The organism is Roseateles sp. UC29_93, assembly GCF_042695725.1.
GTDB classification, from domain to species: Bacteria; Pseudomonadota; Gammaproteobacteria; order Burkholderiales; family Burkholderiaceae_C; genus Roseateles; species Roseateles noduli_A.
On sequence record NZ_CP170545.1, the window covers coordinates 5,384,435 to 5,397,414 of the forward strand.

Here is a 12,980-nt window from a genome sequence, read left to right on the forward strand (position 1 = left end):
CGCTTCAACAGGCCCTCACGGCGGCCTCCGCGTCGTCTCAGGATCGCGCCAAGACCGCATCAATCCCCATCGATCGGGCGTCTGCGATCCCGACGCGGACCTCGCCGCGTCTCACCCTATGATGGCGCGCATGAGACTTTCGAATCGTGTCGGGAACATCGACCCGTTCTATGTCATGGAGTGCGCCAAGCGGGCCGACGAGATCGCCCGCTCGGCGATCTGTGATCCGGCCCGGGGCGGCCGGCGCATGATCTACCTGAACATCGGCGAACCTGACTTCGGCGCCAGCCCCGGCGTCCGCGAGGCCGCCGCGCGCTTCACCGCCGAGGGCCGCATCCCCTACACGCAGGCCAACGGCCTGCGCGCGCTGCGTCAGCGCATCGCCGACTGGTACGGCCAGACGCAACAGCTGACCCTCGATCCCGATCGCATCGTCATCACTGCGGGCGCGTCCGCCGCGTTGCAGCTCGCCTGCCTGGCGCTGTTCCAGGCCGGCGACGAGGTCCTGATGCCGGACCCCAGCTATCCGTGCAACCGGCACTTCGTCGCCGCCGTCGACGCGACGCCGGTGCTGATCCCGTCGACCGCGGGAGAGCGCTTCCAGCTCAGCCTCGAGCGGCTGCGCGCGCATTGGAACGACCGCAGCCGCGGCGTGCTGCTCGCCTCGCCGAGCAACCCGACGGGCACCTCGATCGCGCCGGACGAACTCGCCCGCATCCACGCCTTCGTGCGCGAGCGCGGCGGCGTCACCATCGTCGACGAGATCTACCAACCGCTCGGCTACGACGACCGCTATGCGCGCAGCGCGCTGACGCTCGGCGACGACGTCGTGTCGATCAACAGCTTCTCCAAGTACTTCGGCATGACCGGCTGGCGGCTCGGCTGGCTGGTGCTGCCGACGGCGATGGTCGGCGCGGTCGAGAAGCTCGCGCAGAACCTCTACATCTGTCCGTCGACGATCGCCCAGCACGCCGCGCTGGCCTGCTTCGAACCCGACTCGATCACCGAGTACGAACGCCGCCGCGAAGAACTGCGCCGCCGTCGCGACGTCGTCGTGCCCGCGCTCGAGGCGATGGGCCTGCCCGTGCCGGTCGTGCCCGACGGCGCGTTCTACGCCTGGGCCGACGCCTCGGGCACCGGCCTGTCCAGCTGGGACCTGTGCATAGACCTGATGGAACACGCCCAGGTCGCGCTGACGCCCGGTCGCGACTTCGGCCCGGCCTTCGGCGAACGTTTCCTGCGCCTGTCCTTCGCCAGCAGCATGGACGACCTCCGCGAGGCGCTCGACCGCGTCCGCGTCCGCCTCGACCAACTGAAAGCCCGCGCCGCATGACCGCGCCCGACCCTTCCTCCGACTTCTCCTCCGACGCCCGATCCGGCGCCGGCGCCGACCCGGGCGCCGCCACCGTCCCGGCGCTGCTCGGCGGTCCGCTGACCGTCACCGGCCCGTCGCCCGCCCTGCCCGTCCACCAGCACGAACTGCGTGTGTACTGGGAAGACACCGACGCCGGCGGCGTCGTCTTCTACGCCAACTACCTGAAGTTCATGGAACGCGCCCGCACCGAATGGCTGCGCGGCCTGGGCTTCGAGCAGGAGACGATGCGCCGCGACGAGGGCCTGATGTTCGTCGTCAGCGACACCGCGCTGCGCTACCTGGCGCCGGCGCGTCTGGACGACTGGCTGCGCGTCAGCGTCGTGCCGGCCGAGGTCGGCCGCGCCAGCCTGGTCATCGACCAGCAGGTCTGGCGCGGCGAGCAGCTGCTGACGCAGGGACGCATCCGCATCGGCTGCGTCGATGCGATCAGCCTGAAACCGGCGCGCATCCCGGCACGCATCCTGCAAGCGCTGCAGCCGACGCCGGGGGCCGCGGGGTCGGTCTCGCCCGCCCATCGCTGACGCCGCTGACACGCTTCTTTGCATGTGGCTGGTCCGCCGTTTGCCGAGGACCCCGCCAGTCTTGTCACAATTCGTCCTCGATCCCGTCCTCGATCCGCCGCCGATCCGCCCCTGATCCCCGACCACCGCCCGTCGACCTCATGAACCAAGACCTCTCCATCGTTTCCCTGATCGCCCATGCCAGCCTCACGGTGCAACTGGTGATCGCCGCGCTGCTGCTGGTCTCGCTGGCCAGCTGGAGCGTGATCTTCAGCAAGCTCATCTCGCTGGGCCGCATCCGCTCGCGCAACGAGGGCTTCGAGCAGGAGTTCTGGTCGGGCAAGAACCTCAACGACCTCTACAACAACGTCTCCAACCGCCAGGACGGCGCACCGCTGGAGCGCATCTTCGCCTCCGGCATGCGCGAGTTCCTGAAGCTGCGCGAGAAGCGCGTGGTCGACTCCGGCCAGCTGCTGGACGGCGCCCGCCGCGCGATGCGCGCCAGCTTCCAGCGCGAGCTCGACGCGATGGAATCGCACCTGTCCTTCCTGGCGTCGGTGGGTTCGGTGTCGCCGTACGTGGGCCTGTTCGGGACCATCTGGGGGATCATGCACGCCTTCGTCGGCCTGTCCAACCTGACGCAGGTGACGCTGGCCACCGTCGCGCCCGGCATCGCCGAGGCCCTGGTGGCGACGGCGATCGGCCTGTTCGCCGCGATCCCGGCGGTGCTGGCCTACAACCGCTTCGCGCGCCAGATCGACCGCAACGCGATCACGCTGGAGACCTTCATCGAGGAGTTCTCCAACATCCTGCAACGCAACGCCGGCCAGCCCGCGCCGGCCGCGCAGCGCTGATCCGGAGACCCGGTCATGCCCGCGATGTCCTCCCGCGGCGGTTCGCGCCGCCGCACGATGAACGAGATCAACATGGTCCCGTTCATCGACGTCATGCTGGTGCTGCTGATCATCTTCATGGTCAGCGCGCCCCTCATCACCACCGGCGTCGTCGACCTGCCCAGCGTCGGCTCCAGCCGCACGCAGCCGCAGCACGTGATCCAGGTGATCGTCGGTACCGACGAGCAGCTCAAGATCAAGCTCGACGGCGACCAGGATCCGTCGCCGGTGCCGCTCAAGGCGCTGGCCGCGCGCGTCAAGGACGCGCAGAAGGGCGACGCGGCCACGCCGGTCGTGATCTCCGCCGACCGCAACGTGAAGTACGAGGCCGTCGTCAAGACGATGGACGTGCTGCAGCGCGCGGGCATCCAGCGCGTGGGCCTGTCCGTGAAGAACGGCGCCGCGGCCGACCGCTGAGACCGGACAACGATCGCACGCGATGAGCACCCTGGTCTCCCGATTCCACCCGGACCGCGACCCCCTGCGTCCGCCGCCCGCGCCCGGGCTGGGCCGCGGCTTCAGCTTCGCGATCGTCGCGCACATCCTGCTGGTGGCGGCCCTGAGCTTCGGCGTGAGCTGGCGTTCGGCGCCGGTGCCGGCGATGGACGCGGAGCTGTGGTCCGCCGTCCCGCAGGCCGCCGCGCCCAAGGAGCAGTTGCCGACCGAGAAGCAGCCCGAACCGCCGAAACCCCAGCCCGAACCTCCGAAGCCGCAACAACCGACCCCGCAGGAGGTCCAGGCCCAGCGCGACGCGGACATCGCGGTCGCCAAGGCCAAGGAACGCAAGCTCAAGGAAGAGCAGGAGCAGCGCGAGGCCGAGGACAAGCGCAAGCAGGAACAGCGCAGGAAGGACGAAGCGGACCAGAAGGAACGCGACCGCAAGGCCAAGGAAGAGCAGGCGAAGAAGGACGAGGCCAAGAAGGACGAGACCAAGGCCGCCGACAAGGCCAAGGCCGAGAAGGCCCGCAAGGAGTCTGAAGCCAAGGCCGAGGCGCAGCGCCAGGAGAACCTGCGCCGCATCCAGGGCATGGCCGGCGGGACGGGCGCACCGACCTCGACCGGCACGGCGGCGAGAAGCTCAGGCCCGTCGGCGAACTACGCAGGCCGCATCAAGGCCCGCGTGCGTCCGAACATCATCTACAACGATCCGGGCGGCGCTTCCAACCCCGAGGCGGAGGTCGAAGTGCGTGCGGGTCCGGACGGCACGATCGTCGCGCGCAAGATCGTCCAGTCGAGCGGGCTGCCGGACTTCGACAGCGCCGTGCTCGCGCGCGCTCGACAAGACGGAGAAGCTGCCCACCGACACCGACGGCACCGTGCCGCGGGTGATGATCATCACCTTCCGCCCCAGGGAGTGACGGCCATCTCGACGGTCTCGACGCGGTCCAGCCAGCCGCGCGTGACCGCCGTCGAGAGCCAGGCGCTGAAGTCGAAGGCCGCGCCCACCTCGTGCAGGGCGCGCTCCAGATCCAGCCCGGCACGCAGCGATTCGAACCAGCGCGTGGTCACGCCGTCCAGCGCGATCGACTGACCGCCCCAACCGTCCCGCCACACCATCAGCGCGTGGCGCGGTCCGCTGCCGAAGGACTCGCTGGCGAGTTCGAGCAAGGCCCGCGGGCCGGGCGCGTCGCAGCCATGCAGCGCGACATGGTCCGCGAGCACCAGCCGCACCGCGCCGGCCGGCAGGCGTCCCAGCAGCGCGAGCGAGTCCAGGTCCGCCAGCGGATCCGCGATGCGCGCCACGCGGTGCAGTTCCCATTCGATCCGGGCCAGCGCCGTCCACAGCGGCGGCAGGCCTTCGGCCTCGGCGCCGGCCAGCAGGCCGACAAGCGCCTCGCCCCACTCGCCCAGATCGCCGTCGGCGGGCGGGTGACGGCGCCAGCAGGCCCAGGCCAGCGAGGCGAAGCTCCCGGGCTCATCGACCTCCACGCGCTCGCGCAGGCGCGGATAGACCACCGCCAGCGCGCGCTCGGCCTGGGCGCTGAGATGCGCCTGGTACGCCCGCAGCGCCCTGGGCAGTCCGCCGGCGATGCCGGCCAGGGCGCGCAGCCCGGGAGGCGCCTGCAGGGCGATGTCGGCGCCCGGTCCCGCCAGCAGCGCGGTCACCAGGCAGGCCTGCAGATCGAGTAGATCCGGTAGATCCGGCAGGTCGGGAAGGTCGTGTAGGTCGGGCAAGCCCTGCCGCTCCCGAGGGGGCGGCTGGCACACCGCCGTCGACAGCATCGGCGCCGTGCCACGCTCCGCCGTGCGCGACGTCGGCCGCACACGCTCGTGACGCGAGGACGGCCGCGGCGGCGGCGGCGCGATCAGCTCCCGGTCCAGCGCGGCCTGCTCCCGACGGGCCCGGGCCACTTCCCCGCACAGGGCCGTGAGCGGCGGCAGCGCGTTGTCCCATTCGATCAGGGTCGGCCGGGCGCCGATGTGGATCAGCGCATGGCGGTACAGCGACCACACCGCCTCCCCGACCGCGCTGCCGTGGTCGGCGAAGACCAGGCCGTCCACCCGCGAATGGCCCGACACGTGGTACTGGCCGACGGCGGCCGGCTCCACGCCGTCGAGCCAGCCCAGGCCAGCCCGCAACGCGGCCTCGTCGTCCAGGCCGCGATTGAGCGCCTGGACGAACACGCTGTTCAGGTCGAGCAGCAGCCCGCATCCGGTGCGCCCGGCCAGCGCGTTGAGGAAGTCGGGCTCGCTGATCACGTCCTCGTCCCAGGCCAGATGGGCGCCAAGGTTCTCGATCAGGATCTGGCGACCCAGGCCCTGCTGCACCGCGTCCACCTGCGACACCAGCCGCGACAGGCCGCGCGGGCTGAGGGGAACCGGCAGCGGCTGGTGCGCATGCACGATCCCGTGGCGATGCCGCACGCGGGTGAACCCGGCGTGTTCCGACACCACCGCGGGCTTGACCGCCTCGATCAGCGCGCGCACGCGTTGGAGGTGCCGGTAGTCGACGCCGACCGCCGAACCCAGGCCCAGCCCCACCCCGTGCAGGCTGACCGGGCACCGGCGCGCGGCGTCCAGCAGGAGCTGACGTCCGGCACCGCCGGGCGCGAGGAAGTTCTCGGTGTGCACCTCCAGGAAGTCGAGATCGAGCGCGCTGTGCGCCATCACCTCCCGGTAATGGGGCTGGCGCCAGCCGATGCCGACCGCGACCGGCCACAGGGTGGTGCCGCGCTTCACCGGACGCCCTTCGCGACGTACGCCCATTCGCCGGGCGTGTGCTCGTCGGCCGAGGGCCCCGCGCACACGTGCTGGCCCGCCTGGGCCAGATCCAGGCACTGGCCCCTGGCCCGGCCGTCGGCGGCGCGGGCGCCCCCCGAAGGACCCGCGGACAGCGCGGCCGTCAGCGCAGCGAGGACGATCTGGCGAATGGACATGGCGGACTCCGATGAGCGGGTCGGTGCCCGCGAAGGTGACAGGCGACGGACGCGGCCATCGACCGGATCCACCGGATCGACCGCCCCGCCCCGCCTGCCCCCTCAGTTGGGCCATCGTGTCCCCTCGCTCTGCGCCTGGTGGGCGTTCATTGACATCGGTCAAGCGCGTGAACGCCTCACCGAGAACCACCAGACGATCGCTGCGCCGCGGCCTGGCGCTCAGTCGAGCTGCCCGCCCCCGGCCCGGATCTCCTGGGCGGTGACGGCCAGTTCCATCGCCAGCCGGGTCGCCGCGACCAGCGTCGGCAACGGCAGGCTGGGCGCGCCGGGATGGCGCGCGGCCTGCTCCGGCAGGTAGGGGATGTGCATGAACCCGCTGCGCACGCCCTGGCCGTCCAGCCGGTGCTGCAAGCCGTAGAACAGGTGATTGCAGACGAAGGTGCCCGCCGTCTGCGACACGGACGCCGGGAACCCCGCCGCCCGCAGTCCGGCGACGATCGCCTTGATCGGCAGCGTCGAGAAATACGCCGCCGGGCCGTCGGCCACGACAGGCTCGTCGACCGGTTGCGCGCCGGCGTTGTCCGGGATCCGCGCGTCGTCCACGTTGATCGCGACCCGCTCCAGCGACAGGTCGCAGCGCCCGCCCGCCTGGCCGATCGCCAGCACCATCGCGGGCCGCACGCGCTGCAGGGCCTCGTCCAGCCGGTGCAGGGCCTCTCCGAACACGCAGGGCAGCTGCACGGCCACGACACGGGCGCCGGCGATCACCTCGCCGTTGAGCGATCGCGCCAGTTCCCAGGACGGGTTGACGTCCTCGCCGCCGAACGGGTCGAAGCCCGTGACCAGAAGGTTCTTCATGACAACGAGTCTAGACGCGAGACCTGGCCCCCGCCGGTGCGCGGACGGTTCGCCCGATGCCGCAGTCAGGCATGCCACCTGCTTATCTGGGTAGTGACCACTCTTCAAACGGGTTAATCTCCCGCTTCAAGAATGTCCAGATACAAATTCCCCGCGGAGACCGACCGATGACCGACCCGTCCGTGCCGCTTCAATGGCCCACAGCCCAGCCAGGCAGCGCGCCGGCCGAAGCGGCACCGCAGTTCGAGTGGCCCACCCCGCCCTTCGCCGCCTATCCGCGCCCGCGCCCGCAGCGTGAGCCGCAGGCCTGCGAGATCCTCGGCCTGAACGGCAGTCGCACGGTCGGCAAGGTGATCCTGATGGTGCCGTCGGAGCGGCTGGCCCAGGTCGTCGTGCCGCCGGCGCGCAACGCGATGCCGCTGAAGTTCTCGCAGTTCAAGGCGCTCAAGCTGCTGCATGCGATCGAGGTCCCGCCGCGCGATCCGTCCACGGCGGATGACGCGACCTCGCTGGACCAGCGCCCGCGCAGCGAATTCAAGCTGGTCTACCAGGGCGGCGAGGAACAGAAGGGCACGACCATCGGCCACCACGAGACCGAGCTCGGCGTGTTCCTCTTCCCGCCGGTCAGCGAGACCAGCGACTGGGTGCGCTGCATGTTCGTGCCGCGCGAGGTCCTGGTCAGCTTCGAGGTCGGCGAGCGCATCGGCGACCTGCTGGTGCGCCAGCTGGTGGTGACGCAGGAGCAGGTCGACGCCGCCGCCGACGAGCAGCGTGAACTGCGCGACCGCCGCGTCGGCGACATCCTGGTGGCGCAGCACATCGTCAGCGCCGAGCAGTTGATGCAGGCGATCGAGCAGCAGGCCAAGATGCCGATGGTGCGCATCGGCGAGGCGCTGCTGGCGCTGGACCTGATCACGCAGGCGCAGCTGGACGAGGCGTTGGCGCAGCAGAAGCAGGACCGCTCGGTCCCGCTGGGCGAGCTGCTGGTGCGCAAGGGCATCGTCACGCGCGCGCAGCTGCAATCGGCGCTGGCCCGCAAGATGGGTTATCCGCTGGTCGACGCGGACAACTTCGCGATCGAGCCGGACTCGGTGCGCAAGCTCCCCTTCTCCGTCGCCAAGCGGCTGGAGGTGCTGCCGCTGGTGCTGCGCGACGGGCGCCTGATCGTGGCGATGGAAGATCCCACGCGGCGCGACTGCATCGACGAGGTCGAGTTCATCACCCAGCTCAAGGTCGTCCCGGCGCTGGCGCGCCTGGGCTCGCTGACCTTCGCGATCCCCGGCGCCTATGAGCGCTTCGGCAACCAGCCGGTCTCCGCCATCGGCGGTGCCCTGCCCGCGCTGACGATGGACTTCGAGCTCGACAGCTCCGACAAGCTGATCGAAACGCTCGAGCGCGAGGGCCAGGAGCAGTCCGCCCGCGAGACGGCGCGCGAGGAGGAGAAGGACCGGCAGATCGAGCAGAGCGACAACTCGCTGGTGCGGCTGATCAACACGATGATCATCGACGCGCACAACCAGAACGTGTCGGACATCCACATCGAGACCTATCCCGGCAAGGAGAAGGTCAAGATCCGCTTCCGCAAGGACGGCGTGCTGCAGCCCCACCTGGAGCTGCCGCACACCTATCGCAGCGCGCTGATCGCGCGGATCAAGATCATGTGCGACCTCGACATCTCCGAGCGCCGCAAGCCGCAGGACGGCAAGATCAACTTCGCCAAGTTCTCCGAACGCCACAAGATCGAGCTGCGGGTCGCGACCATCCCGACCAACAACAGCCTCGAGGACGTGGTGATGCGGATCCTGGCGTCGGCCAAGCCGATCCCGATGGAGAAGCTGGGGTTCTCGGAGCGCAACCTGCGCGAGCTGAAGGCGGCCTCGGAGCGGCCGTACGGCATGGTGCTGTGCGTCGGCCCGACGGGGTCGGGCAAGACGACGACGCTGCACTCGGTGCTGGCCAACATCAACACGCCGGAACGCAAGATCTGGACGGCCGAGGACCCGGTCGAAATCACGCAGGCGGGGCTGCGGCAGGTGCAGGTCAATCCGAAGATCGACTGGACCTTCGCCAAGGCGCTGCGCGCCTTCCTGCGCGCGGACCCGGACGTGATCATGGTGGGTGAGATCCGCGACGAGGAAACCGCCGAGATCGCGGTCGAGGCCTCGCTGACGGGTCACCTGGTGCTCTCCACGCTGCACACCAACAGCGCGCCGGAGACGGTCACGCGGCTGCTCGACATGGGCATGGATCCGTTCAACTTCGCCGACTCGCTGCTGGCGGTGCTGGCGCAACGGCTGGTGCGGCGCATCTGCCCGTCGTGCCGCAAGTCCGAACCGATGTCGGACACGACGCTCAACGAGCTGCTCGACGACTACCTGCATGTGTTCTCGGCCGAGAACCGGCCGGACCGCGAGAAGGTCCTCGCCGAGTGGAAGGGCCTGTACGGCCAGCCCAACCTGCTTCAGTACCACTCGCCCGGCTGCGACAAGTGCGACCACACCGGCTTCAAGGGCCGCGCGGGCCTGCATGAGCTGCTGACCGTCACCCGGCCCATCCGCCGCCTCATCCAGACCGGCGGGCGCGCGGAAGAGCTCATGCATCTGGCCATGTCCGAAGGCATGACGACGCTGAGACAGGACGGGATCGCGAAAGTCCTGCAAGGGGTCACGACGCTCGGCGAGGTCCGGTCGACCAGCAACCAGTAGCCCCCGTCGCGAGGTGCTGTCGCGAGGTCCTGTCGCGACGCGCCATCGCGAGTGGCCCGCGAGTGGCTATTCGACCTTCAGGTCGTGATCGCGCAGCATGATGGGCTCGCGAGAGCCGCCGGCGATGCGGCGTCGGACGATCCCTTCGAGTTCATCCGTGTGGGCCTGAAAGGTCTGCAGCGGATCGTCGTTCGTGCCGTTGGGGCTGTAGCGATAGTGCAGCGTCTCGCGCCGGACGGAGGCGCCGATGAATTGCTCGCCAACGAGCACCCAGAAGCGGATGGATCCGGAACTCAGGTCGTAGAACGCGGCTGGCTTCACTCTGTCTCCTGACGCTGATGCATCACCATGGGAGATCAGGTTGCGGGCATCCGCCCGCGCCGTCTGTGCACCGGCACACACAGGCCGGCGTCGGCCCATTCGGCCCATTCGGCGCTTTCGACCCTTCCAGGCCTTTCGGCCTCAGGCCGCGACGGCCTGGGCATCGGCAGCCTTGAGCTGCTGCACCAGCGCGACGTACTCGCTCATGGCCTGCTCACGCGGCCGACCTCGTAGGCTCGCCCAGGCGTCGTACTTCGCCCGCCCCACCACGTCCAGGACGCCCGGCCGCTCGCCGGTGGCGTCGCCGAGGCTGCCCTGCTTGTACAGCGCATACAGCCGCAGCAGACTGGCCTCATCGGGCGCCCTGGCGAGCGTCCGGGACAGCGCGGCCGCGGCCTCGAAGGCCGCTTCGGCCGGGCTGGGGCCATCGGGCACGGGCTCGCCGCCGAAGTGCTCGTCCTCCAGCGCGGGCTCGTCCGGGAACCATCGTGCCTCGATCAGCCGCCCCTGATGCAGGCTGATCGCCAGCACGCCCTGGGAGGCCAGTGAACCGGCCTTCAGCGTCGTCGGCAGCACCGCCATCCCGACATTGAGCACCGGCGTGCCGAAAGCGGTGAACGTCAGCCCCTCGCCCGCCCAAGCCTGCAAGCGCGCCAGGCCCTTGCTGCCACGGAAGATGCCGGTGCTGCGGTTGTGCCCCGGCTGGTACCAGGTGAAGTCGGGGATGCCGCGCTCGTACAAGGCGGCGAAATCGGCGCGCTCCAGGTCCGCGCGGGCGGCGGCCAGCAGCGCGTCGATCGCCTCGCGGCTCATGCGCGGATCGTCGCGGCTCATGCCCAGGCCAGAGTCGCTGGCGCCGAAGAATTCCAGGGTGCGCTGGGCGACGATCTCCTTGTCGTTGTCCACGCAGATCAGGTGATAGCTGTTCTCCAGGATCACCATGCGCGCCTGGCCGGCGCGCTTGCCGGCGCCGATGTGCTCGACGAGGAAATTGGCGGAGCGGACGCTGGTCAATTCATCCTCGCGCGCATGGATCACCAGCGTGGGACAGGGAATGCGGGTCAGGTCCTTCCTCACGAAGCGGCGCAAGCGATCCACCTCGCGGATGCAGGCCAGCGGGACCCAGCTGTAGGCGAAGGCATCGCCGCGCTCGAATTTGGCGCGCACGATGGCGCGCAGCTGATCGTTCTTGATGCCGTACGGATCTTCCTCATCCACGCGCATCCGGTCCGTCACGCCCGGCACCAGGTACAGCAGGTGGCGCAGCCCGCGATACCAGGGCGTGGACCAGCCATCGATGAAGACCGGCGGCGCCAGTGCCGACCAGACGTCCCTTGTCGTGCCGTTCGCGCTTGCAGGTCTCGATGGCCAGCAGCGAGCCCATGCACATGCCCATCACATGCAGCACCTCGTGCTGGTCGACGATCTCGCGGTACTTGGCCCGGACCGCCTCCAGCCAGTCCTCGGCGCGCACGCCGAGCAGGTCGGACGGCTGGCCGCCGTGGCCCGGCAGCGTGATCGAGTAGGTGACGAAGCCCGCGTTCTTCAGGCGCTTGTGCATCGAGCCCAGGTCGTACTGCGTGCCGCCGAGGCCATGGATCAGGAAAACGGCCGGCTCAGCCATGAATCTTCTCCCCGGCCGCCAGACTCAGCAGGGCCACGACCAGCTCGACCCGACCGTCGCCGCCGTGCACCGCGGCCAGCCGCTCGCGCACGCGCTGCACCTGTCCGCCCGGCAGGCGCAGCGTGTAGGCCTGCTCGCTGGAGGCGCGCACGCCCTGCGCCACCGCCTGCCAGGTGGCTTCCACCAGGCCGCGTTCCGCGGGGTCGATCAAGTCGAGCCAGTCCTGGATAGTGACGGCGGCCGACGCCGCGCGGCCCAGGACCTGGTCGGCACCCGCCCCCCCAGGTGGCCCGGCCGGTGGTGGCGTCGTACTCGACGCTGGCCACGCCCACGGCCTGCAGCGTGCGCTCGTAGCGCAGGTGCCACTCGTCGGCGCGGGCAAGCGCGGCGCGGCGCCCTTCGGCCAGCGCGCGGGTCACCAGCAGCACGGCCGCCCAAACCATCACGAAGCCCTGCACCTCGACGACGGCCTCGCCGCGAAAGCCTTCATGGAACGCGAACGGCCCGTCGCCCTGCGCCGTGCGTCCGATGATCAGCAAGGCGCCGAGCAAGGTGGCCAGCGTGCCGCCGCGAGCGCCCCACATCAGCGACGCCACCAGCAGGAAAGGCATCGGCACGTAGGCCAAGGTCGCCGCGACGCCGCCCCAACGCTGCGCGGCCTGGTCCGAGAACACCAGCAGCACGGCGATGATGAAGCCGGCGAATGCCACCACCCCGCCGAGGAACGGCGCCATCGGCAGGCCGCCTGATCGTCTGATGCGGAAGCCCTGGAAGGCGGTGACCAGCGGCGCGACCAGCAGCAGGCCGACGATCGTCGACAGCGCCCACGCGCGCCACTCGACGCCGAGGTCCGCGTCCGGACGTTGCCAGCCCCACAGCAAGGTCGCCAGCGTGGCCCCGATCAGCGACGCCGCCACGGCGCCGGCCATCAAGAGCGCCGCCCCGCGAGGCGTCTGCGAATCCTGTCGGTCAAGCGTCGCGATCCAGGCGCCCAGCGCCATGCTCGACACCTCGATGCCGGCGAACGCCAGTGCCGGACCGACCCCGAGCCGGTGATCCACGAGGCCCCACACGGTCGCGGCCACCCCGGCGCCCGCCAGAAGCGCCGGCCAGGCCCAGCGGGCGCTGACCAGCAGAGCGGCGAACGTGATACCGCTGCTCAGCCAGACCAGCGTGGTCTGCGTCGCGGCATGGGCCATGGACCGCGACAACATGGCCGCTCCCAGCCACAGCAGGGCCACCAAGGCGGCCTTCATCAGATGTTGCATTGATGCTCCCTCACGCCCAGGTCGCGGAGCAGGATAGCGTGAGGATTTGCGTCAGGGCA

The 12,980-nt window shown here is 70.2% G+C and carries 12 protein-coding genes and 1 pseudogene; 6 read left to right on the top strand and 7 right to left on the bottom strand.

Going from position 1 to position 12,980, the window contains the following annotated elements:
* The first annotated feature begins 130 nt into the window (after positions 1 to 130).
* The 5 genes from ACFJIX_RS25005 to tolA all read left to right on the top strand — a co-directional run bounded on the left by ACFJIX_RS25005 (position 131) and on the right by tolA (position 4,299).
* Positions 131 to 1,333, top strand: a complete 1,203-nt coding sequence (locus ACFJIX_RS25005) for a pyridoxal phosphate-dependent aminotransferase (protein ID WP_377155333.1) — start codon at positions 131 to 133, stop codon at positions 1,331 to 1,333.
* Positions 1,330 to 1,896, top strand: coding sequence for a tol-pal system-associated acyl-CoA thioesterase (ybgC, locus tag ACFJIX_RS25010; protein WP_377155334.1), 567 nt, complete (start codon positions 1,330 to 1,332; stop codon positions 1,894 to 1,896). The genes ACFJIX_RS25005 and ybgC overlap by 4 nt, the downstream gene beginning before the upstream one ends.
* 140 nt (positions 1,897 to 2,036) lie before the next feature.
* On the top strand, positions 2,037 to 2,729 hold the full coding sequence (gene tolQ, locus ACFJIX_RS25015; RefSeq protein ID WP_377155335.1) for a protein TolQ: 693 nt from the start codon (positions 2,037 to 2,039) through the stop codon (positions 2,727 to 2,729).
* A 15-nt stretch (positions 2,730 to 2,744) separates the two neighbouring features.
* Entirely contained in the window at positions 2,745 to 3,185 is a 441-nt protein-coding gene (gene tolR, locus ACFJIX_RS25020; RefSeq protein WP_377155336.1) for a protein TolR, read from the top strand.
* Between the two features lie 22 nt (positions 3,186 to 3,207).
* Positions 3,208 to 4,299: a cell envelope integrity protein TolA gene (tolA, locus tag ACFJIX_RS25025; protein WP_377155337.1), complete on the top strand. Its 1,092-nt coding sequence runs from the start codon at positions 3,208 to 3,210 to the stop codon at positions 4,297 to 4,299.
* Positions 4,300 to 5,111: 812 nt separating this feature from the next.
* Here tolA and ACFJIX_RS25030 read toward each other — a convergent pair.
* The 3 genes and pseudogenes from ACFJIX_RS25030 to pcp form a co-directional block, all read right to left on the bottom strand.
* Positions 5,112 to 5,975 (bottom strand): annotated as a pseudogene (locus ACFJIX_RS25030) (DUF692 family multinuclear iron-containing protein); the annotation flags it as partial.
* On the bottom strand, positions 5,945 to 6,145 hold the full coding sequence (locus ACFJIX_RS25035; protein ID WP_377155338.1) for a hypothetical protein: 201 nt from the start codon (positions 6,143 to 6,145) through the stop codon (positions 5,945 to 5,947). The gene ACFJIX_RS25035 and the pseudogene ACFJIX_RS25030, both read right to left, overlap by 31 nt.
* Positions 6,146 to 6,364: 219 nt before the next feature.
* Positions 6,365 to 7,003: a pyroglutamyl-peptidase I gene (pcp, locus tag ACFJIX_RS25040; RefSeq protein ID WP_377155339.1), complete on the bottom strand. Its 639-nt coding sequence runs from the start codon at positions 7,001 to 7,003 to the stop codon at positions 6,365 to 6,367.
* A gap of 167 nt (positions 7,004 to 7,170) precedes the next feature.
* On the opposite strand from pcp, the gene ACFJIX_RS25045 reads away from it, so the two are divergent.
* Positions 7,171 to 9,708, top strand: coding sequence for an ATPase, T2SS/T4P/T4SS family (locus ACFJIX_RS25045; protein WP_377155340.1), 2,538 nt, complete (start codon positions 7,171 to 7,173; stop codon positions 9,706 to 9,708).
* A gap of 66 nt (positions 9,709 to 9,774) precedes the next feature.
* Here ACFJIX_RS25045 and ACFJIX_RS25050 read toward each other — a convergent pair whose 3' ends face one another.
* The 4 genes from ACFJIX_RS25050 to ACFJIX_RS25065 form a co-directional block, all read right to left on the bottom strand.
* Positions 9,775 to 10,029 (bottom strand): DUF1488 family protein, encoded by a 255-nt coding sequence (locus tag ACFJIX_RS25050; protein WP_377155341.1) that lies wholly within the window; start codon positions 10,027 to 10,029, stop codon positions 9,775 to 9,777.
* A 141-nt stretch (positions 10,030 to 10,170) separates the two neighbouring features.
* Positions 10,171 to 11,247: an acyl-CoA-binding protein gene (locus ACFJIX_RS25055; protein WP_377155342.1), complete on the bottom strand. Its 1,077-nt coding sequence runs from the start codon at positions 11,245 to 11,247 to the stop codon at positions 10,171 to 10,173.
* Positions 11,240 to 11,653, bottom strand: coding sequence for an alpha/beta hydrolase (locus tag ACFJIX_RS25060; protein WP_377155343.1), 414 nt, complete (start codon positions 11,651 to 11,653; stop codon positions 11,240 to 11,242). The genes ACFJIX_RS25055 and ACFJIX_RS25060 overlap by 8 nt, the downstream gene beginning before the upstream one ends.
* On the bottom strand, positions 11,629 to 12,921 hold the full coding sequence (locus ACFJIX_RS25065; protein WP_377155344.1) for an MASE1 domain-containing protein: 1,293 nt from the start codon (positions 12,919 to 12,921) through the stop codon (positions 11,629 to 11,631). The genes ACFJIX_RS25060 and ACFJIX_RS25065 overlap by 25 nt, the downstream gene beginning before the upstream one ends.
* Positions 12,922 to 12,980: the final 59 nt, after the last annotated feature.

Bases quoted from the DNA above. Each gene is read 5' to 3' on its own strand.
- tolQ (WP_377155335.1), top strand. From the start codon at position 2,037: ATGAACCAAGACCTCTCCATCGTTTCCCTGATCGCCCATGCCAGCCTC.
- tolA (WP_377155337.1), top strand. From the start codon at position 3,208: ATGAGCACCCTGGTCTCCCGATTCCACCCGGACCGCGACCCCCTGCGT.
- ybgC (WP_377155334.1), top strand. From the start codon at position 1,330: ATGACCGCGCCCGACCCTTCCTCCGACTTCTCCTCCGACGCCCGATCC.
- ACFJIX_RS25005 (WP_377155333.1), top strand. From the start codon at position 131: ATGAGACTTTCGAATCGTGTCGGGAACATCGACCCGTTCTATGTCATG.
- pcp (WP_377155339.1), bottom strand. From the start codon at position 7,003: ATGAAGAACCTTCTGGTCACGGGCTTCGACCCGTTCGGCGGCGAGGAC.
- tolR (WP_377155336.1), top strand. From the start codon at position 2,745: ATGCCCGCGATGTCCTCCCGCGGCGGTTCGCGCCGCCGCACGATGAAC.
- ACFJIX_RS25065 (WP_377155344.1), bottom strand. From the start codon at position 12,921: ATGCAACATCTGATGAAGGCCGCCTTGGTGGCCCTGCTGTGGCTGGGA.
- ACFJIX_RS25045 (WP_377155340.1), top strand. From the start codon at position 7,171: ATGACCGACCCGTCCGTGCCGCTTCAATGGCCCACAGCCCAGCCAGGC.
- ACFJIX_RS25035 (WP_377155338.1), bottom strand. From the start codon at position 6,145: ATGTCCATTCGCCAGATCGTCCTCGCTGCGCTGACGGCCGCGCTGTCC.
- ACFJIX_RS25060 (WP_377155343.1), bottom strand. From the start codon at position 11,653: ATGGCTGAGCCGGCCGTTTTCCTGATCCATGGCCTCGGCGGCACGCAG.